Annotated in this window: 15 protein-coding genes and 1 pseudogene; 14 read left to right on the top strand and 2 right to left on the bottom strand. The window is 72.1% G+C overall.

Annotated features, from left to right (window positions below; genetic code table 11):
- Positions 1-12: 12 nt before the first annotated feature.
- The 14 genes and pseudogenes from ACZ5WK_RS36025 (at position 13) to ACZ5WK_RS35960 (ending at position 18,990) form a co-directional block, all read left to right on the top strand.
- Entirely contained in the window at positions 13-3,864 is a 3,852-nt protein-coding gene (locus tag ACZ5WK_RS36025) for a hypothetical protein (RefSeq protein ID WP_465554065.1), read from the top strand.
- 6 nt (positions 3,865-3,870) lie between these two features.
- The gene (locus ACZ5WK_RS36020; RefSeq protein WP_465554063.1) at positions 3,871-4,368 is read left to right on the top strand and encodes a hypothetical protein; all 498 of its coding nucleotides are present in this window, start codon (positions 3,871-3,873) and stop codon (positions 4,366-4,368) included.
- Entirely contained in the window at positions 4,365-4,811 is a 447-nt protein-coding gene (locus ACZ5WK_RS36015) for a hypothetical protein (protein ID WP_465554061.1), read from the top strand. The genes ACZ5WK_RS36020 and ACZ5WK_RS36015 overlap by 4 nt, the downstream gene beginning before the upstream one ends.
- Positions 4,802-6,787 carry a hypothetical protein gene (locus tag ACZ5WK_RS36010; RefSeq protein WP_465554059.1) on the top strand — a complete coding sequence of 662 codons (1,986 nt, stop codon included), beginning with the start codon at positions 4,802-4,804 and terminating at the stop codon, positions 6,785-6,787. Before ACZ5WK_RS36015 ends, ACZ5WK_RS36010 begins: the two co-directional genes overlap by 10 nt.
- A complete protein-coding gene (locus ACZ5WK_RS36005; RefSeq protein ID WP_465554057.1) occupies positions 6,787-7,164 on the top strand; it encodes a hypothetical protein in 378 nt (125 codons plus the stop codon). Before ACZ5WK_RS36010 ends, ACZ5WK_RS36005 begins: the two co-directional genes overlap by 1 nt.
- Positions 7,165-7,782 carry a hypothetical protein gene (locus ACZ5WK_RS36000; protein WP_465554055.1) on the top strand — a complete coding sequence of 206 codons (618 nt, stop codon included), beginning with the start codon at positions 7,165-7,167 and terminating at the stop codon, positions 7,780-7,782.
- Positions 7,775-9,139, top strand: coding sequence for a baseplate J/gp47 family protein (locus ACZ5WK_RS35995; protein WP_465554052.1), 1,365 nt, complete (start codon positions 7,775-7,777; stop codon positions 9,137-9,139). The genes ACZ5WK_RS36000 and ACZ5WK_RS35995 overlap by 8 nt, the downstream gene beginning before the upstream one ends.
- Positions 9,136-13,257: a LamG-like jellyroll fold domain-containing protein gene (locus tag ACZ5WK_RS35990; RefSeq protein WP_465554050.1), complete on the top strand. Its 4,122-nt coding sequence runs from the start codon at positions 9,136-9,138 to the stop codon at positions 13,255-13,257. Before ACZ5WK_RS35995 ends, ACZ5WK_RS35990 begins: the two co-directional genes overlap by 4 nt.
- The gene (locus ACZ5WK_RS35985) at positions 13,254-13,859 is read left to right on the top strand and encodes a hypothetical protein (protein ID WP_465554048.1); all 606 of its coding nucleotides are present in this window, start codon (positions 13,254-13,256) and stop codon (positions 13,857-13,859) included. Before ACZ5WK_RS35990 ends, ACZ5WK_RS35985 begins: the two co-directional genes overlap by 4 nt.
- A gap of 32 nt (positions 13,860-13,891) precedes the next feature.
- Positions 13,892-15,058 carry a hypothetical protein gene (locus ACZ5WK_RS35980; protein WP_465554046.1) on the top strand — a complete coding sequence of 389 codons (1,167 nt, stop codon included), beginning with the start codon at positions 13,892-13,894 and terminating at the stop codon, positions 15,056-15,058.
- A gap of 734 nt (positions 15,059-15,792) precedes the next feature.
- Positions 15,793-16,563, top strand: a complete 771-nt coding sequence (locus ACZ5WK_RS35975) for a hypothetical protein (protein ID WP_465554044.1) — start codon at positions 15,793-15,795, stop codon at positions 16,561-16,563.
- A gap of 344 nt (positions 16,564-16,907) precedes the next feature.
- Positions 16,908-17,229 (top strand): annotated as a pseudogene (locus ACZ5WK_RS35970) (helix-turn-helix domain-containing protein).
- 121 nt (positions 17,230-17,350) lie between these two features.
- Positions 17,351-18,295, top strand: coding sequence for a hypothetical protein (locus ACZ5WK_RS35965; protein ID WP_465554042.1), 945 nt, complete (start codon positions 17,351-17,353; stop codon positions 18,293-18,295).
- Positions 18,292-18,990, top strand: a complete 699-nt coding sequence (locus ACZ5WK_RS35960; protein ID WP_465554040.1) for a hypothetical protein — start codon at positions 18,292-18,294, stop codon at positions 18,988-18,990. The genes ACZ5WK_RS35965 and ACZ5WK_RS35960 overlap by 4 nt, the downstream gene beginning before the upstream one ends.
- 82 nt (positions 18,991-19,072) lie before the next feature.
- On the opposite strand, the gene ACZ5WK_RS35955 is transcribed toward ACZ5WK_RS35960, so the two are convergent.
- Both ACZ5WK_RS35955 and ACZ5WK_RS35950 read right to left on the bottom strand, forming a co-directional pair.
- Positions 19,073-19,528: a HEAT repeat domain-containing protein gene (locus ACZ5WK_RS35955; protein ID WP_465554038.1), complete on the bottom strand. Its 456-nt coding sequence runs from the start codon at positions 19,526-19,528 to the stop codon at positions 19,073-19,075.
- Between the two features lie 57 nt (positions 19,529-19,585).
- Entirely contained in the window at positions 19,586-20,254 is a 669-nt protein-coding gene (locus ACZ5WK_RS35950; RefSeq protein ID WP_465554036.1) for a hypothetical protein, read from the bottom strand.
- Positions 20,255-20,857: the final 603 nt, after the last annotated feature.

Here is a 20,857-nt window from a genome sequence, read left to right as displayed (position 1 = left end):
CGAGCCGAGCACATGCCCCGGATCGAGTGCGAGTTCCCGATCACCGTGACGGTCACCGACACGCCGTCGGCCGCCGCGCTGGCCGAGCTCGGCCGGGTGGTCGAGGAGGCGCTCGCCGTCCGCTTCCGCGAGGCCAGGGACCTCTTGGCGGGGGGTTGCCCCCGGGGGCGCACCGGCCCGGCCGGGTCCGCCGCCGGAACGCAGTCTAGGACCCCGGAGCGGCGGGCCGAGCCGACCGGCCGGCCGGCTGCAGCAGCGGGAGCAGGAGCCATGAACGGCGGTGAGGTGCTGCGGATCCGGCTGCACCCGCCGGAGGCGGTGGCCTTCGACACCGAACCGGCACAGCCGCGGGCGGAGCTGGCGAGCGTCCTGCTGGCGGTGGTCGGCCGGGCACTGGCCGGGCTGGGCGAGGCGGACCTCCTGATCACCACGGTTTCCGGACCGGTCGCACCGCTGGCCGTACCGACGGCCGAAGCCTTCGAGTCGGCCTCCCGACCGCCGGTCCGCCACCACCCCCTGCTGGCCTTCGCGGTGCCGGAGTCGGATCCACCAGCGGCCGACACGGCGGATCAGGCCGCAGAGGCCGGCGAGCCCGCGGCCGCCCTGGCTCCGTCGGCCCGTCCGGCCGTCCGGCCCGTCGCTCTCCGGTCCGCAGCCGGCGGCGGAAGGCGGCTGTCCGCGCATGTGCCGACCCGCCCGCCGCGGCGGAGTCGGGTCGCCAGCCGTGGCGGAGCTCCGGCGAAGCGCTCTGCAGCGACGGAACCTCAGCCGGGCGGACCCACCCGGCTGAGGTTCCGGGTGATCGTGGACCACGCGATGCGCCCGGACGAGCTGCTGCGCGAGTTCGTTCGCCAGTACTACCAGGCCAGGAACGAGCAGGAGGTCGAACGGTGGCTCGTCTGGTGGCACTGGGTGGGCGGGCACGGGCGGTCGGCCTCCAAGGAGGACGCCGAGCGCCGCTTCGTCGTGCTGACCGTCACGGACGCCACCCAGGCCGCGATGGAGACGCTGCCCTCGGCCGAGCAGGAGCAGATCAACGCGGAGACGGACGAACGGTTCTGGCGGGAGAGCGGCCTGCCCCCGGGGACGAAGCTCGGCACCGGCCCCGAGGACGCCGCCCGGCGGGCACGCTGGCGCGGTGCGCGGGCCGACGTCGCCGAGGAGCACCTGCTGCGCCGGGACCTCGCGGCCCTGCCCAAGGGCATCCGGCGTATCCTCTTCGCGGGCGACCGGCCGATGACCGTCGAGGACCTCCGGTCGGCCGTGCGGCTCGGGCACAGGTTCGCCGCGATGACGCCGGAACAGCGCGCCGACTACCTGGGCAGGGCCGCCGGAGAGACGACGAGCTGGGCCGAGCTGGACGCGTCGATCGACCGGTACCTGGAGGACGAACGCCTCCGCGAAGCCGAGGCCTTGCGGACCGAGGAGACGGCCGCCTCGCTCTTCGGCTGCAAGGACCTGTACAAGCTGTGGCAGGCCGTGAAACAGCTGGAGGACCAGCTGGGTAGGGACGAGAGCGACGACGTCTACGCCACCGCCCGCGAGCTTGCGGAGATGAGGAGGCGCTTTGAGGAGGCGCTCGACCGGCACGGCTTCCCCGACGAAGAGGCGTTCGCCGCCGCGGTGGAGGCCTACCGGCTGCAGTTCCGGGCCGCGGCGGTGAGGCTCGGGCTCGACATCCTCGGGCATATCGACCACGAGCTCCACGAGGAGCGGACCAAACTGCACACCCCCGGCTACGTCGAGAGGATGGTCGCCGCCATCGCGACCTCGTCCGCGCGCGCCGACTTCGCGGCGGCCTCAGCCCTGAGGTGGAGGACCACGTACAACCCGGAACTGGGCGAATTCGTCTCGGAGACGGGGGCGAACCAGGCCGAGGCCGAGTCCTTGAGCACCAGGGCGAGCCGGACGGTGGTGGAGGCCTCCGGCCACGACCTGCTCGTCGACCCCGACCGGCTGGGCCGGGGCACCGACCGCGAGAAGCTCGTCGGCGTCGACGCGGACGCCGCCCGCGCGTACCTGCTCGGCGTCGCCGACGACTTGCAGGGCAGATCGGCCACGGTCCGGACAGAGCTCGTGGAGGACCCCGAGCGCGTTTTCAGCCAGGAGGGACTGGTGGAGGCGGCCAGGCTCGACCAGGGAGTGGCCGGCGGGACGATCTACGCCTGGATCGTCGACGACCACATCGCGGCGGTCGGCGCGGCCCACCTCTTCTCGGGCGCCGCCGTCGCCGCCATCGCCCTGCTCCTCGCGGCGCTCGTGCCGGTCGGCGGCTGGGTCGCCGCGGCCGCCCTGGTGGCAGGCACCGGGCTCAGCGCCTGGCAGGCGGCGGAGGCGATCACGGAGTACCAGCGGGCGGGCGCGGAGTACCAGCTGTGGTTCATCCGGGACGAGCCCTCACTGCTCTGGGTGGTCATCGCCGTCGCCGCAGCGGCCCTGGACCTCGGGACGACGACGGCCCGCCTGCTGAAGGGCTCCGCCAAGGGCCTGTCGTTGCTGCGGGAGCCGTTGCTCGATGTCGCCAGGGCCGCGGACGCCGAGACGACGGCGGCCCGCTACCGGACGCTCCTCGTGAAGATCGACGAGGTCGAGGGGCTGGCGCGGAAACTCCGGGAGGTCCTCAAGGCGTACGCGGCGGCGGAACAGGGCCTCACACGCGTAGTGGGCGAGTTCGCCGGCCGGCTCTACGGAGGCTTCCTGATCGACCCGACCGGGCCGATGAAGGCGATGTACTACGCAGTGAAGAAGGGCGTGGCCACTGTCGCGAAGCTGAGCGGCGAAGCGCGGTTGCTCGAACTCCTCGGCGATGTGACGAAGTTGGGTCCTGCCGAGCGCGCCGCCATCACGACGGCGTTCAAGCAGGTGAAGCGGATCGTCACGCTGGGCGAGCAGCGGGGCATGGACGAGGCCATGGTGCTGCAGTACGTCGACCGGCTCGCCGCGGAGCGGTCGGCGGTCACGTTCGACGAGATCACGGCCGAGATGAGCGCCTGGCGTCGCCCGACCGTGGAGCAGCTAAAGGCCGAGAGGCAGCTCGTGGAGGCGAGCGAACTCCTGGAGCAGCTGCGCGCGGAGTGGGAGGAGCACCTGACCGAGCTGCGGACCGGGCCGAAGACGCCGTCCGGGGCGCGGGACACGGACCGCATCGCCGAGCTCCGCAAGGAACTCGCCGATCTGGAGGGCGCGGTCAGCGTCGACCGGTCCGGCGTGGGGCGGGTGGCCCGCGAAGGCCTCATCGCCCGGGCGCAGCGCAGACTCCGGGAGGCCGAGCGGCTCGCCGAAGCGGCCCGGGTCAGCCCGGTGGTACAGATGCGGCAGTTCTTCAACGCGTCGGCGGAGCGGGCCGAGGTCGCCGCCTCCGGCACGGTCGACCGGGTCGGCCGGCTGCGTGCGGCCTCCGGCCGCGTGGAGGTGGACCATGTCGTCTCGCTTGAGCGCATAACGCGGATGGAAGGCTTCGAGCTGCTGACGTCCGCCGAGCGCCGCACCCTCGCCGTCTGGCCGCCTGAGAACCTCCGACCAATGGACGCGTCCGCGAACGCCTCCAAGGGGGCGCGCAGTTGGTCGCAGTGGCCGCAGGCCTCGTACTACTACGTCGACCCGGCGGACATCGTGCGGGAGTGGGCCCGCGACGCGGAGCTGACGGAGAGGATCCAGAACTGGATCCGGGACAGGGTCAGGGGCCGGCGGCCGGCAGCACCGCCCGCCAAGGTCAGGGTGGACGTGCCACCCGAAGTCCCTGTGGACGTGCCGCCCGTCCAGGTCGGTGTCGATGTGCCGGAATCGCTGCCGGCCGAGGCCGCCGAGCTCCCGGCCGAGGAGGCACCGAAGCTGCTCCGCGTCCTGAGGAAGCCGGAAAGGTAGGCCGTCATGGTCGCCGGTGTGAACGTCCCCGTGCTGATCGGCCCGGTGCCGCTGCTGACCGTCACCAGCCTGACCGTCAACGAGGGCTACCAGGTGGCCCGGATCGCCGGCAGCCGGCTGACGCAGCTGGTCTCCCCGACCACCCGGACCATCACGGTCGAAGCCGTCCTGGTCGGCCGGACCAGGCTGCTGGTCAAGAAGGGCCTGGAGGCACTGGCGCTCACCTCGCGCGCCCTGGCACCCGCCACCGACCTGGCCGGCCTCCCGGTGGTCTGCGGGATGACGATCAGCCTCGAAATGCAGATCACCGGCCTGCGGTTCGTCCAGTCCAACCAGAAGCGCGACGCCATCGACGTCAGCATCACCCTGGAGCAGGTCCCGCGCTCCAGCCTGACCGCCGTCCTCGGCGAGGCCCTCGACCTGAAGCTCGCGAGCGGCATCGCCGTGGCGCGCAGTGTGAGCGGTATGGTTCCCGTCCGCCGCCAGCTGGGAGGTGTGCTGTGACTGTCCCTGTCTATCCGACCGCGCCCGTCGCCCCGACCGCCTCCGCCCTGGTGTTTCACCGGCTGCCGGTGGAACCGGACGAGGGACTCCCACAGGCCTTCGGCTGCCTGATCGGCTCCACCGCCTACGACTTCGGCCTGTACGCCGAGCTGGACGCCCCCGACACCGATCCCCCGGAGACGCTGTACGACCTCGCCGCGCCCGCCCCGGCGGCCCCACCGGTGGCCCCGCCCGGTTACCTGGTGCTCCGGGTCGTCCGGCACGGGGCGGACGGGCCTCGGACGGTGTTCCTGCGCAAGCTCGTCGTCGAGCCGGAACTCGTCCATGCCGCCGATCAGTTGGCGATCCGCCTGGTGACCGCCCGGGTGGCCCGGGGCAACCTCAACGGACCCGGCCACTACGGCACCGAGATCGTGATCGGGGTGGCGCAGCGATGGGCGTGATCCTCTGGTACCGCGTGGCCTTCCCGAAGTTGAACCTCACCGTGTCCAACGACGTCACCGCCGGCCGGATCCTGAGCGACGCCGAGATCACGGTGCGCTACGCCGTCGGCCGGGCCGGGACCTTCACCGTCGAACTGGCGGCTCTGCCGCTGGCCGCCCACCGGGCGCTGGCGGGCGCGCTCGACGGCGGCCGCGGCGATCCGAACAACGCCGTCGAGGCGGAGATCACGCTCGGTTATCTGGACGCGCCCGGGTCCCGGCAGGCCGTGCTGAAGGGCCGGGTGGACCGGCTGGGCGTCTCCGAGCGGTTCCCGCCGCTGGGCGTGTGCCTGACGGGCTACGAGGAGGCGGCATTCCGGCTGCTCACCGCCACGGGCGCGGGCGGCGGGGGCCTGCGCAGCGGCGGCACCGTGAAGGCCGGGCTCGCGCATTTCGTCGCGCGGGCCACCACCCCGGCCGGGGCGGCCAAGGCCATCGTCGAGCGCAGCGGCGGCACGCTCGCGGACGGCGCGACGCCGACCGGGCACGCGCGGGACGTCAACCTGGACGCCCCCAACGACTTCGAGCTGCTGGCGAGCCTGGCCCGGCAGTACGGTGCCGAACTGCTGGTGCAGGACGGCACCGTGCAGTTCGGCACCGCCGTCACCCACCCGCCCGCCGGGCCGGGACTGTCCGTACCGCCCGACCCGTCCGCCGCGCTGACGGCGCTCGCCGGTGAGGACGTGCTGATCGTGCCCGAGACCGGGACCATCGCCCGGCTGGCGGCCTTCCGGCCGGTCCAGGCCGGCACCGCGGCAGCCCTGCGGGTCGCGCGCGACCTGCCCGACGACATCTCGGTGGCCGCCTTCGACTTCACCGTGCTCGGCGTGCCCGAGCTGCGGGCCGGCCAGCTGGTCGCGGCGAGCGTGGACGGCTACCAGAACCCGCTCCAGGGCTACCGAATCATCGAGCTCACCCACTCCTTCTCGCCCCGGGGCAACGCCTTCACCTCCCAGGGCGGCTACGTCTGCACCGGCCGGGCCGCCGTCTTCAGCGCCGGCCCCGGCGGCGGAATCGGTGCCGGGGGCCGCAGCGGAACCGACGCCGCCAACCGCAGGAACACCGAGGCGGCCCGGCGGGGCAGCCCCGCCGCGATCGCCGAGGCGATCTCCGGGCGGATCCGCGACGCCCGTACCGTCCTGCCCTCCGTCGACGTCGGCCTTGTCGCCGCCGCCAAGCCCGACCACCGGACGGCCGACCTCGGGTACGGGCAGGGCGAGAACCCGCAGGCCGTCGCGCCGAGTGTGGACCTCGCGGTGGCCGACGGCGGGCCGGTGCTCCACGACAAGCCGCTGGCCGCGCCGTTCGCCTGGCATAAGACCGGCCTGTCCGTGCCCGTCTACCCGGGCATGCGCGCGCTGCTGAACGGCGTCCGCGCGTCCCGGGAGGACTCCGTGGTCGCAGGGTTCCTCTGGACCAACGAGCCGGCCATGGACCGCCCCGCCGCCAAGGGCGGCGACTGGTGGCTCTGCCTGCCCACTGCCCTCACCCCCGGGCCGGACCCGCGCCCGGTGGGCAAGGGCGCCAACGACCTCACCGCGGCGGACGGCCGCCGGGTGGTTGAGGCGGTCGGGCTGAAGCTGGTGGTCGGCACCTCCGCCTGCTCCGCCGTCGGCGACCGGCCTGCCGAGGGCTCTGCGGAGGAGTTCCTGCTCTCGCACGCCTCGGGCACCGAGGTGCGGATCGGCCCGACCGGCGACGTCACGCTCACGGCGGCAAGCGGCGCCACGGTGACCGTGACGGCAGGCCAGGCGTCCGTGACCGTCGCCGACGGCAAGGTGGCCGTCGCCGCCGGCTCGGCCACGGCGAGCGTGGCGGCCGAACAGGTGAGCGTCGCCGTCGGCCCCTCCGAACTGAGCGTCACCGCGAACAACGCGACCATCAGAGCGGGCGGAGCCAGCCTCACGCTCGACAAGGGAAAGGTGGCGATCGGCTGATGCCTCTCGTCCTCGTCGAAGGCGCAATCATCCAGTGCTCGCACGGCGGGATGTGCCGGCTGCCCGGCCCGGCCAGCCCGCAAGTCACCGTGGCCGGGAAAGCAGTCCTGCTCTCGGGCGCGGAGGCGACATTCGCCTTCGGGAGCGCCGCCACGCCCGTACCCGGCATGATCACGCCCTGCACCGCCGTCCTCCCGAGCGGGAACCCGCAGCCCTGCGTCACCGCACCCGCCCCGCCGGTGGGCCTTGCCGCGAAACTCGCCGTCGGCGAGCGGCCGGCCCTGCTCGCCACCGCGAACGGCGTCACCGCGAGCGGCGCAGGTCCCGGTACATGGAACATCGCCGACCCCGGCCAGAAAGTCCTGGAGGCGGTCTGAATGAACGATCCCGGCGCCATGACCGACCCCGGCCTGCCAGCCGAGGCCGGCGTCCCGATCGACCCCGGAGTCCTGACCGGTCCCGGTGTGCCTACCGACCCCGGCGCCCTCGCCGCCCTGTACCCCAACCTGTACGGCGCGCCGCCGGCCGGCCGCTCCGGCGCGCCCAGCCTCGGCCACGGCCTGGCCCTCGACGACGGCGACCTGGTCACCGACCCGACCACCGGCGGCCCGGCCGAGAACCAGGGCCTCGACACCCTCGTCCAAGCCCTGCTCCTGGCCGTCGAAACCCAGCTCGGCACCGACCGGCTGAATACCGCCTTCGGCTTTGACCAGCTCGCCCTCGGCCGCTACGCGCTCGAACTCCCCGCCCGCAAGGAGTACATCCGGATGGAACTCGTCCGCTGTCTCAGCGCCGACCGCCGGGTCGCCGACGTCCGAGAGGTGTTCTTCCAGGACGACCAGCGCTACCGCGACCTGCGACCCGACCTGGCCCCCGCCACGTACGAGCGGATCGTCCAGAGCGCCCGGGCGAGCCGCCGGTACACCGTCTACGCGATCATCGAAACCATCGCCGGCTCCACGCTGACCCTCACGTCAGGGGGACGCCTTGACTGACCTCGCCCCGCCCACTGGATCGGTCGGCCCCGACCCTCCCGCCGCCGACGGCTACGGCGTGACCCCGGACGGCTTCGTCCTCAAGGGCATCGACCGAATCGTCGCCGACCAACAGGAGCGCGCTCGGGCCATGTTCGGCAGCGACGTCGACCTCACCTCGGGCAGCGCCCTGCGCAAGGTGCTGGACGCCGCCGCCGTCCACGTCCACGAGCTCTGGCGCGGCCTGGAGGATCAGTACTACGCCAACTTCGCCACCACCGCCCAAGGCCCGAGCCTGGACCTCCTCGGCACCGACCTCGGGCTGGAGCGACGGCAGCTTCAGGCCACCGGCGAGGTCGCCCTGACCCTCACCGGCCTCGACCCCGAGCGCCCCTTCGTCCTGCCGCATGGCACAGTCCTCCAGACCGACGCCGCCGACGCGCCCAGGGTCAGCCTGCGGACCACCAAGGCCGTCCGCCTGACGGCCGACGCTTCCCCAGTCACCGTCGGCATCCGGGCCGTCCCGCGCGGCAGGCAGGGCGATCTGCCGGCCGGTCAGCCGTTGCGGCTGGAGCCCGTCTGGGCCCGGGCCCACCTCAATCTGGGGCCCGCGCAGATCACCGTCACAGTTCCCGAGGCGATCCTCGGCGGTGAACTCCTCGAACCCGACGACGTCTACCGGGCTCGCCTGCTCGGTGTCCCCCGCACCCTCTGGACCCAGGACGCCGTCCTGGCACAGATCCTGGACATCCCAGGCGTCCGCGACGCGGCGATCTTCGACCCGCTCGGCGGCGTCGACGCCTCCCGCAGCCGCTTCAACACCTACCGCTTCGGCCAGCGCACCTTCTCCGCCGGGCACTCGACCGGATCGCCGTACTACTTCGACATCATCGTGGCCGTCGAACCCGGCTGGCCCTGGCAGCCCGCCGACGGCGACCTCCCGCCCGTCCACGACGCTGTGGTCGAAGCCGTCCGGCAGTGGCGGCCAGTGTCGATCTTCCCCAACGTCAAACCGGCCAACCAGGTCGACGTCGGCATCCGGGCCACCCTGGTCGTCCAGGCCGGCCACGACCCGGACGCCATCCGAGGCGAGATCCTCGCGGCCTTCACTAACGGCGTGGACCGGCTGCGGATGGGCCGGGGCGTCCTGCACTCGGACATCGTCCTGACCGCCCGCTCGACCGCGGGAGTCGTCGACGTCCAGAACCTGCGCCTGCGCCGCTGCGCCCCCTCCTTCGGCGACATTGGCTTCGGCGGCGCCGAATACGGCAGCGCCGAGGAGCTGTCGGTCGGCGAGAACCTGCTGCTCGCGCCGGACGAGATCGCCAGGTTCGCCCTCGACAGCCCGCTTGTCGACCTCCAGGTGACCCCACAATGACCGCCGACTTCCTCGACACCATGCGGGGCGGGCTCACCCCGGCCTACGACCGCGGCATGGAACGGCTCGCCGTGCGCCTCGGCCCCGGCCCGGACGGGAGCCTGACGGCCATGTACGACGACCGCTTCCAGGCCTACCAGGACCACTACGGGCGGCTGCCGGACTCACCCCGTCTGTTGCTCGCCCCCCGGTGCGACACCGCCGAGCCGTTCACCGTCGAGGTCGGCTTCGTCGACGCGTCCGGGCGGGCCGAACCACCGGTCACCGCCCGGTTCCCGGCCGGCTGGCCGGCCGGCCGGGGCATGCCGGTGGAGCCGCCCGCCGCAGCCGGACCCGTCGGTCAGGTGCGGCTGGCCCGGATCAGGCCGCTCCCCCCGGCCCCGCGGTCGGCGGCGGACTGGGAGGTCACCGCCCTCCTGGGCAACCTCGCCAAACTGCTGTGGGTGATCGGTTCCGACTACGAGGACCTGGGCCGGCGCCTCGCCGAGGTGTCCGCCCAGCGCTACGCGCACCGCGCCCACGGGGCCAGCCTCGACCTGATCGGCCAGGACCTCGGCGCACCCCGCTTCCCACCCAGGCCGCACACCTGGGACGACAAGACGGTGGCGCTGTACCACCTGGATGACCGGGCGGCACCCGGCAGCGAGGTCGAGGACGTGGCCGACGACGCGGCGCGCTTCGGCACCACCCCGCACCGGGGACGCAACGCGGGCGCGCTCAGCGGGCGGACCGGCCGCTTCTCGGCGGCCTTCGAGTTCACCACCGACAGCCGGGTCACCGTCGATCCGGCCCCGGTCCTCGACACTGGCCCGGACGACCCGCTCACCGTCGAGGCCATCGTCCGGCCGACCCGCACCGCCGACCGGCCCGGCGCCGTCATCGCCAAGCGCTCCGTACTGAACTCCGCTGCCGTGCCCGGCTGGTCGCTGACCGTCGGCCGTTTCCGCGGGCTCGGCCGGAACCTGCGGCTGTCACTCGCCGACGACGCCGGCCACGCGGTGGAACTCTTCGCGGACCGCGACCTTGGTGACGGCCCCTTCCACCATGTCGCGGCCGTGATCGAGCGTCTGGACCGTGTCCCCGGCGACCGGGCCGGCCCGCGGCCGTCCGCCGTCCGGCTCCTCGTGGACGGCATCGAGGTGGCCCGGCAACGGCTGGACGCGCTGGGCACGCTCACCAACGACCAGCCCGTCGTGCTGGGCTTCGGCCGGGAGGAGACGCCCACCGGACCGGTCGACGCCGGGTACACCGGCCTGCTGGAGGAGGTACGGATCTCCCGCACCGCCCGGACCGGCTTCGAACCAGTGACCGGGGAGAGCGACGACCACTACCGGATGCGGCTCGGGCTGTTCCAGGGCTGGCTCGTGCCCACCGTGGACGCGCTGCGGAGGGCACTCAACGGCCCAGTGCCACAGGGGGAGGCGCAGGCGCCGATCGAGATCGACGAGGTAGCCGGGCAACCCGCCACCGGCACCTTGGACCTGCGGATCCTGCCCCACCCGCTCATTCGCAGCCAGAGCATCACCGCCGACGGCGACCGGCGAGCGGGCGAGGCCGAGGCGGTCGGCACCCCGGAGGACGAACCCGACTTCGATCCGGGCTGGCTCTGCCGGCACGCCGGCCGGACCGGCCTCGACCTCGGCCCGAACCCCGACACCGTACTGATGCAACTCGGTGTCAAACAGGCCCTGGACGCGCTACTGGACCGGCTTGCCAGCCGACCCGGGACCCTGCACGTCCTGCGCGCCCACGACCCTGCCGCCACCGACCTGCACCAGGTCGGACGGGCCCTGCTTCTGCGGCACTCCGCCCTGGAGCCCGGCGAACTCGCGGTGCACGCCCACGCCGCCGGCTTCGGCTGGGTCCAGCACACGTCCGAGGGCCTGGTCCGCGCCGCCCAGCCGCCCGGCCCGGCCTTCCGCATCCTGGTCACCCCACCCGAACGGCGGGTACGGGCGGGCGAGTCCGTATCCCTCGGCCTGGATCCGGACCTGGCCCGGCTCCCCGGCGCCAAGGTCCACTGGTCGGTCACCCGCTGCGGCCCCGGAGCGGCCACCGTCGGCCAGGGCGTCCCGGCCACACTCACCGCGGAGGCCGCCGGGGAGGTGACCGTCCAGGTCGAGGTCGTCCGCGCCGGCCACGTCCGGGGCGGAAGTCTCGTCCTGCGGATAACTCCCGCCGCCGGCGGCCTCGCCATCGGTGAGTCGATCAGCCACTCCGGCCGGACCGGGGTCACCGAGTCACAGGCCGCCGGGCCGCACACCGACCACTTCGACCCGGCCTGGCTGCTGACCCGAACGGACGACCTGCGCGGCACCACCCGCGCCGTGGACTACGGCCCCGACCCGGCCCACCGAAGGATGCAGTGCGTCACCTCCCGCGCCCTGGACCAGCTGCTCGGCCTGCTGCCCGCGGGCGGCACCCTGTCAGTGCTGGCCGCGTTTGACCCCGCCGCGGCCGGTCTGCGTGCCCAGGGCCGGGCGCTGCATCTGCGACACAGCGTGCTGCCCGCAGATGAACTGGCCGTGCTGGCCTTCGAGGCGGGGTTCGACTATGTCAAGGTCGCCCAGCCGGACCCGCCGCCCGCCGACGCCCGGCCCGTCGTCGAGGTGGCGGTGTCCGCCGGCGAGCCGATCGAGGTCTGCGGCCCACCCGACCTCGCCGTCGGCGAGCACGCGGTGGTCGCCGCCGAACCGCACGCCGCCCCGGTCGCCGCCTGCTTCACCCCCGACGGCGCCCGCGTGCACCTCTCCGACCCCGGCAGCCATCGCGTCGTCACCTTCACCGTGGCAGCCGATCGCCGCGGAGGCTTCCCCCGGCTCGCCTTCGCCGACTCCACCCTGGTCACGCCCTTTCCCGGCCCGCTCACCATGGCCGGCGGCCGGCTGTTCGTGGCGCACGAGCTCGCCGGGTCCGTCTCGGTGCTCGACCCGGTCACCCTGGCCCCCAGCCTCCCGCCACTCGAGGGCCCCCGCCCTGTCGCGCTGGGCACCGACGGCAACCGGCTCTACGTCGCGTACGCGGGCGACCGGACGCCCCCGCACATTCGCGCCTATGACCCGCAGACCGGACAGCCGACCGGGAGTGCGGACCTCCCGGCCGCTCCGCGCGGGCTCGCCGTCACTGCGAGCGCCCCCGCCCTGGTCGTGCTGCTGGACGGCGGGCAGTTCCACCTGGTGCTCCGAGCCAGGTTGAAGCTCCAGGGCACCGCCGTCAGCACGGGACCCGGCAGCGAGGCCCTCGATGCAGCCTTCACCCCGGCCGGGGCCAAGCTCTACCTGGCCTGCCGCACCGGCCCGATTGTCTCCGTCCAGGTCTACCGCGCTGGGGCGACCGCACCCACCGCCACCATCACAGGTTTCCCGCCCACCACCGTGCCGCTGATCCTGCACGCCGACCCCGACGGCCGGCACCTGTACGTGGCAACCGCGGGCTCGGCGTCGGCGGCCGGGCGCGTGCACGTGATCGACACGAGCACCGACACCCTGCTGCCCCGGGCCCTCGATCCCGGTGGCGACTGCCGCGCCCTCGCCACCAGCCCGGCGGCCGCGCCGTACCGGCCGTGCCTGCTGGCCGCCCCTGAGAACACGGGGAGCGTGCTGCTGGCCGACCCGGCACCGCTGCTCGGGCCGGCGCCTAGGCCGCCGCAGACGATGTCGCGCCAGGTGCTGGGCCCCGGTGGCGGCCGGGAGCTGTCCTGGTCGGTCACCCCGTCCGGGCACGGACGGGTGACAGCCACCTCACTCACCGACCCGGTCAACCGGGTGGAGGGCGCGGCCCCGGGCGTCGTGCCGGTGCGGGCGACCTACCTACCGAGCGGTGGGCTGCGTCCCTACCAGTGTGAGGTCCGGCTCGGCGGCGACCTCGACGGGCAGAGCGACTTCTTCATCAGCAAGGACCGCTACGACCTGATCCTCAACATTCTCAACTGGTTCCACCCGATCGGCGTGGAGTTCCGTACCGAACGGCTGCGCGCACACGTCCGCGAGCTGTCGGGCGACGCCGCCGACACCGACCTGCTGCCGGCCTACACCTTCCCGACCTACCACCGGTCGGACGAGCTGCCGTCCCGATCGCCGGCTCGCTTCCTCCGACCGACCAAGGACGACGAACCATGAGTCCCGAGATCCCCGAGTACGTCCCGAAGTTCTCCCACACCGACTGGATCGACAACGAGGACCGCGTCCAGGCAGGCGGGGAGAACGGCATCAACATCAGGTTCCACAACCTGCAGGACGAGTTCAGCACCCTCGCGCACACACACCTCAACCCGTTGATCAGATCGATGGTCCCGCAGGAGTCCTTCCTCTCGCTGGTGCCCCTCCTCACCCCGAACCGAGTGCCGACGAACACCGTGCCCCCCACACCCTGGGTGGTGGCCACCGACCAGTCGCAGAAGGTCTCGGATGCCAAGGAAGCACACGGCATCATGAACGTCCTCCTCCCGGAGGGGGTCGAGCTCAAGTCGCTCCTGGTGCTCGGCACCAGGCCCACGAACGACACCGGAGTCCTCACCGTGGTTCTGTACCGCAAGGACTTCTCCGGAGCCGGGGCGGAGGACCTCGTCACGGTCACCGCGTTGAATGCGTCCACCCCCGTGCCCGTGCCCGCGTTCGTCACCAACAAGACGCACCGGTACTTCATCACCGCGGACCTCACCGGGGCAGCGGCCAACGGAGAGTCGGTCAAGCTCTCCTGTTTCCAGATCGCCTACCGGTGATCAGTCGCCAAATCATCGAGGAGGGTGTCAAGATGCCCATCGGACCGCCGCAGGCGCAGGGAGAGAACCCCAGTACCTTCGATCCGGGCCTGGAGAGCCCGCGGATCAGCTTCGGCGTGCACGGCTCCAACGGGAACGGGCCGGGAGTGATCGGCAGCAGCAGTACGCCGGCCGCCACCGGCCCCGAGGCCGCCGGCACGATCCAGAGCGGCGTGGGCGTCCTCGGCGTCAACCTCGCCATCCAGGGCATCGGCATCCACGGCTTCTGCGGCAGCGGCACCGGCGTGTTGGGGCGGGGTGGCGAGGGCAACCCGGGGGTGCTGGGGGAGAGCACAACGGGGCCAGGCGTCGTCGGACGGGGTGTCGGCTCCGCGGAGGGGGTATCCGGAGTCGGTGAACACGGTCCCGGGGTGACGGGCGTGAGCTACGAATATGGACCGGGTGTTAGTGGGAATTGCACCGATGGCGTGGGCGTACAGGGCACCAGTGACGAGAGCCCAGGGGTATTTGGCGAGAGCAGACTAGATGCAGGTGTCGAGGGGCATGGTCCCTACGGCGTGGCCGGCTTCGGGGTGGGCGGTCCGGGTGTGCTCGCCAAAAGCGACGTGGGTCCGGCGGTCGACGCGGTGGGTGACCTGGGGATCCGCATCACCGGCCGCCACCTCGGAGCGGAGATCAATGGTGATCTCCATCTGAACGGGACTCTGCTCAACGACGGGGGTGGCGGGTTCCGGATCGACCATCCGTTGGACCCGGAGAACCGCTTCCTCTCCCATGCGTTCGTCCATTCGCCGGAGATGAAGAATGTCTACGACGGTGTGGTGACCCTGGACGTCAGCGGGAAGGCGACGGTGAGCCTGCCGGAATGGTTCGAGGCGCTCAACGAGTCCGTCCGGTACCAGTTGACGGCGCTGGGATGGCCGGCGCCCAATCTACACGTGAGCCGGAAGCTGGCCGACAACAGCTTCTCAATCGCGGGTGGTAGTTCCCGCCAGGAGGTGTGCTGGCAGGTCACCGGTGTCCGCAGGGATCCATGGGCCCTCGCCAATCCGATCCCGGAGGAAACGGACAAGGCACAGGACGAACGCGGGCTGCTGCTGCATCCCGAGGCTCGGGGGGAGCCACCGGAGCGCGGCCTGGCCGCGCTGCGCCGTCCGGAGCCGTCGTCCGCGCTGCGGGAGGGCGAGCAGAGGGCCTAACACCGGCCAACGGGAGCCACTCAGGCTCTCCGATTCTTCCGATCACCTACCGGTGATCATCCGATCGTCAGAGATGGGGTGGCGAGATGTCCCTCGGACCTCCGCAGACTCAGGCCCAATCCGCCAGTAACTTCGATCCGGGCTTGGAGAGCCCGCGGATCAGCTTCGGCGTGCACGGCTCCAACGGGGACGGACCGGGTGTCATTGGCAGCAGCAGCAGCCCGGCTACCACGGCCCCGGTATCCGACACCGCTATCGAGAGCGGGGCGGGCGTCCTCGGCGTTAACATCGCCGCGACAGGCATCGGCGTGCACGGCTTCTGCCGCGGGGGCACCGGGGTGCTGGGGACGGGCGGCGGCGACGGCGCGGGTGTGCTCGGTAGGACGGATCGCGGGCCGGGTGTCTCGGGGACGAGTGTCCAGGGGCCAGGTGTCTCGGGGACGGGGAGTCAAGGTCCTGGTGTCCAGGGGCAGGGCGGGGAATCGTCCCCCGGGGTGTCCGGTACGGGCAGCGCCGGGCCGGGTGTCTCGGGGACGAGTGTCCAGGGGCCAGGTGTCTCGGGGACGAGTGCACAGGGGCCCGGCTTGAGGGCGGAGAGTAAACAGGATGCCGGCATTAGGGCGATAGCCGGCCCGGGAGAGGCGGCAGTTGAAGGGTGGAGTAACGAAGCTCCCAATAAGGCCGAGGAGTTCGGTGTCGGAGTGGTCGGGCTCGGCGGACCTGAAGGTGAGGGTGTGATCGGGTCCGCCGACGCCGGCGATGGGGTAGAAGGATTCAGCCGCAACGGTACCGGGGTATACGGGGCAAGCGACGAAACAGGTGTTCATGGCATCGGCTACGGCCGTGAAGGCACCCCGCCTCGGAGCGTCGGCGTCCGAGCCGAGGGAGACACCGGGCTGATAGCCAAAGGCAGCTACAGGGCCGCCCAATTCCAGGGCGACGTCGATGTGTCCGGGAGCATCAACAAGTCGGCCTGCCAGTTCCGCATCGACCACCCTCTCGACCCGGCGAACCGCACTCTCTCGCACTGCTCGGTCGAGTCGTCGGAGCGCAAGAACATCTACGACGACACGGTTGCGCTCGACGCAGCCGGCGAAGCCACCGTCGCCCTGCCTGAGTGGTTCGTCGCGCTCAACGGCCGGCTCTGCTATCAGGTGACGCCTCTCGAGGGCCCGGCGCCCGAGCTGTACGTGGTCCGCCACGAGGGCGGAGGATCGTTCGACATCCGCGGCGGACGGCCGGGGGCGGAGGTGTGCTGGATGGTCACCGGGGTACGCCGGGATGCCTGGGCGTTGGCCAATCCGTTCGTCGCGGAGGAGGAGAAGCCGCCGGAGCAGCGCGGCCTCTTCCTCGCCCCGGAGGCCCACGGCCAGTCGCCCGAGCGGAGTGTCCTGGCCCAACACCGCCCTGCTCCGATGACGGGGACGCGATTGCGCGGCCCGGCCATCTCGGGACCTGATGGGCGACGCCGACGGCGTCCGGATCGAGCAGGCCCCATGGACTGATCAGGGGTCCGCTAGTGTCCTGCGCCGGAGATAGCAACGGTCGCGCGTAGGACCGACTAGGACGTCGAGGTCGGTGGTCTGGAAGCGGCGCACGCTCTTGCGGTCCAGGCCCAGATGCCGGGCGATGGCGCTGATCGTCCAGCCCTTCCCCAGAAGCCGGTGGATGTCCGCGTAGCGGTGACGAGCCCGCTCGACCATCCGAGAGGGTTTGATCTGAACGAATTGCCCATTCTGCGCCGGAGGCGGGCGCGGCCAGCGCCCGGGCGCCGATTGCCGTTACACGGGCCGGCACCCGTGGGCGGTGACGGCCTTGGTGACGGTGCGGGCGAAATTGGAATCTGCGGATGGTCGCCGTCCAGCGGGACCTGTGGCGGCCGAGCGAGGTGCTGGCCGCCTTCCAGCAGGTGGGGTTCGACCCCTCCTTGAGCAAGGTCTCCGCGCTGTGGGGCGGCAAGCCGGTCACGGTCCGCCTGGACGACCTGGACCTGATGTGCGAGGCGCTGGGCTGCACGGTCGCCGACCTGCTCCAGGCCGAGCCGGTCGGGGCCGTGCGTTCAGCCCCGGACTCGGGTCAGGTCGCGGTCGGTGCCGAGGGACGTGAGCCGGGACCGGTGCGGCCGGTGCCCCGGCCCGGCCGGCGGACCACGTTCGCTGCCGCCGAGCTGAAGGCCGGCCATGGCGAAAAGCGCGGGCGCCGCCCGCAGCTGCACGATGTGCCTGACGTGGTCGGTTACTGCGCGACGGATGGATCTGCGCCGGCTGCGAGAAGTGGAAACAGGCCCACCCCGTGCGCGGGAGGTGCCCGCGCTGCTGGCACGAGGCGCACCTCAACTCCGACGGTCTGTGCAAGTCCTGCCTCCTGGCCATCCGGGCGCAGGACGACGCGCAGTGGGCCCTGGCCCTGCCCGGGGCCCGCCCGCGCGACCTCCAGCTCATGATCGGAACTGGCCGGTACTACGCCACGCATGCTCGCCCGATCGTGCGCGGTCACAGCAACGGGCGTTGGGTGAATTCCGGCTGGAAGCGCAAGCTGAACGAGCAGCTGAAGGAACCGGTCGACGCGGCAGTACTGGAGCCGCAGTCGTGGGGCCAGGGTGCCCTGTTCCCGATGCCCCGCACCCCTACCGACGCGACGGTGCGCGCCATCGCCGCCCGGACGCCCTACGCCTGGGACCGAGCCCAACCCGTACTCCACGCGTTGAAGACCGAACGGGGCCTGACCAGGGCCTGGTACCACTGGGCCGCCGAAATGGTCCGTCTCGCCCTGGCCGTACGCGAGGCAGAGGGAGTCGCCCCGGCCGCCAGATCGCTGCTGCGGGACCTGTCGAGATGCGGCGACACGGTCTGCCTGGTCCTGCTCCGAGCCCACCTGCTGGCCCCGGAACCGCAGCCCCGGCGTCCCCTTCCCGCGGTCCCGTCCAGCCCCCGCGGTACGGCCGCCGGTGACTTGGATCCGCTGCTCGCGCCGCGCCAGTGCAGCGACTGCGACGCCTGGATGCCGGCGGACCCGGACGCGGGGTTCCTGTGCGGCCCGTGCCGGTACTGGCGGGAGCGGCAGAAGCAGAAGGCAGGCACCTGCACCCGCTGTCACCGCCGCGATCTGCCGCTGCGCGTCGGACGCTGCCGTACCTGCCTCGCGCACGGCGGCGCCGATCGCGCAGCTGGGAGGGCATCCGCCGCTACCTGGCCGTCTTGCAGCCAACGGTCACCGCGTGGACAGCGGCCGGAATGACGACTCTTCGGGAAATCACCGCCGAACAGCTGCAGACCGTGCTGGAGACCTTGGAGGGGAGAGCTCGCCGCCAGCTCGCCATCGCGCTCCGAAGCCTGTTCCGGGCGCTCAAGCGTGAGCGCCTGGTCTTCCGCGACCCGGCCCGGAATCTGCGTGTGGGCGACCTGACCGGCATCCCCCTCCCCGTCCCGTCCGACCTGCTGGCCGGCCTGCTCGACCACGTCGTGACCCCGTTCGCGCGGCTCACCGTCGCCTTGGCCGCCGTCCACGGCGTTCCCGTCAACGAGATTCGCGACGCCCTCACCGCCGACCTGAACCTCGCCCGCGGCACCCTTGAACTGCGCCGCGGCCTGCTGCGGCACACCCTCTACCTGGAAGAGCTCACCCACCGCCTTGCCTCCGACTGGCTTGCCTACCGCCACCGCCGCTGGCCGACGTCCCTCAACCCCTACCTGCTGGTCAGCCAGAAGACCGCGCTCGACCCGGACCACCCGGCCGTCAGCAGGAACTCCCTGCGCATCGGCCTGCCCGAAGGGCTGACCCTGGAGGGCCTGCGCCAGGACCGGATCCTCGACGAAGCCTTCGCCACCGGTGACCCCCTCAAGCTCATGAGGCTTTTCGGGATCACCGACGCGACCGCCATGCGGTACGTCGGCGCCGCCTACCCGGAGCGCACCGCGAAGCTGCCAAGGTAGCCAACCACCAGCGCATTGATCACGTGTGGCGGTGAACTGCGGAACCGCCGGCCGTGCCGAAGACATGCACGGCGGCGACCTGTCATGCCTGATCGCTCCGATTGCTCGCGCGGTAGCGCCAGAGGCCGGAGGTCCGGTGGTCGTGCTCCGAGAACGCGTCAAGCGGTCCGACCCGCTCGTACGCCTCCTCGGTCCGTGGGTGGTCGCGGCGGGCCAGTGCCCAGGCCGCCTCCAGGCGCAGATCCTTGTCTTCCTCGTCGAGGAGCGCCAGGAAGGCGTCCAGGACGGGGGCGCTCCGGTCGTCGTAGCAGGAGAGGGACTCTGCGGCGCGGCGCCGCACCCAGAGGGTCTGGTCGCGAACCAGCACGAGCAGGGCGTCCCGGACCGTCGGCTCGAGTCGCTTGTCGGGAGTGAACCGCTGGGCGAACGCCAGGGCGACGGAGGCCCGGACCTCGGGCTCGGGATCGTGGACGAGGCCGAGCAGCGCCGATGCGGCCGCGTCGCTGCGGGCGGCCCGCTCCCGGCTCACACAGAACACGGCCTCGCTGCGTACGCTCGGATCGGGGTGGCCGATGTACCGCAGGCCGATGGCCTCCTACTCCGAATGCCCGTGGCCGGTGTAGATGTCCAGGACGGCGGCGAGGACTTGCCCGTCGGGCTCCTCCTGCGCCCAGGACGCCAGGAAGTCGACATCCTGAGCGACGTCCGGTGCGCGGTCTACCGTCGCGAAAAGGTTCCGGTGCCAGATGACCTGCGCGAGGAAGCGGCGGTATAGGGGAGCGGGGTGCTGCCGCAGCGAGGCGAGCTCGGACCAAATGCGTGGGCCGCGGCGCTGGCCCAGGTAGTAGGCAGCCGCGAACCAGTTGCTGTCCCCGTCCTGCGCGTGCGGGACGGCGCGTGCCATCACTTCGTCGAGGGGCGGAAACACACCGAACGCCCACTCGAGGTGGGTGAGGATGGCCCCGTGGCCGTCCCGTACGGCGTGCCCGCCGAGGGAGAACTCGTCGATCGTGTCACCGTGAGGGTCGTCGACCTGGCGCTTGGCAGCCGGTTCTGCGGCTCCGGTGCGCCTGCGCAGTTCTTCGACCGCGCCCGTCTCGTGCCAGTGCCGGGCCAGGTCCAGCAGTGCACCCCGAGAAGCCTCGGGCAGGCGAAGCCGAGGTTCGTTTCCGAGCACTGCGGAGACCAGCGCGGGGGAGCCGGTGTCGACCGCCCGCAGCAAAGGGGGTGCTGCCGTCCGGAAGCTCGAGGTCCTGGTCGGCACCCCCGTCGGCCAGAACCTCAGCGGTGAGGTGATCGAACCTGGCCACGGCGGTGCAGAGCAAAGGCAGTCCGTCAGGGCCCAAGGTGTCCGGCGCCGCCCCTTGTTCCAGACAGGTCCGTACCGTATCGGTGTCCCCGGCGGTCACGGCACTGACCAACCGGCCAGCCAGGTCCAGCGACGAATCCGTCAACGGCTCCCCCTGATGGTGTGTTCGAAGTGAGCAACGTACCCGAAGCAACGAGTGAGTGCCGAGGCCACCCGTCAGCGACGAAGCGCTCGGTCGAGCGGGACAGAAGACGGCGCCACGCGGAACCCGCTCGTAGGTCCCCTAGCTGTGCAGCCTCAGCATGTGGTTTCCAACCGATGACCGACCGAGAATCCGCGAACCCGCGCAATTCGGAACTGGCTTTGTTCACGAGATTCGACAGCGTTTGTTCATGACTTCGGACAGCACCCCGGTCGCCCCGTGTTCGATTCCTGGGGCCACTGCGGCGGCACAGCGGTGGGTCGCAGCTCCGCAGAGAGGGCCCGCTCCTCGGAGAGCGGCTCGCCGCGGCCACGGCCGTCGGTTACGAGGTGACATGAGACGAGGGCGGTGCGCCA

The organism is Kitasatospora sp. NPDC032757, assembly GCF_055579305.1.
Note: the sequence above shows the minus strand (reverse complement) of the source record. Positions and strands in the feature narration are given on the sequence as shown.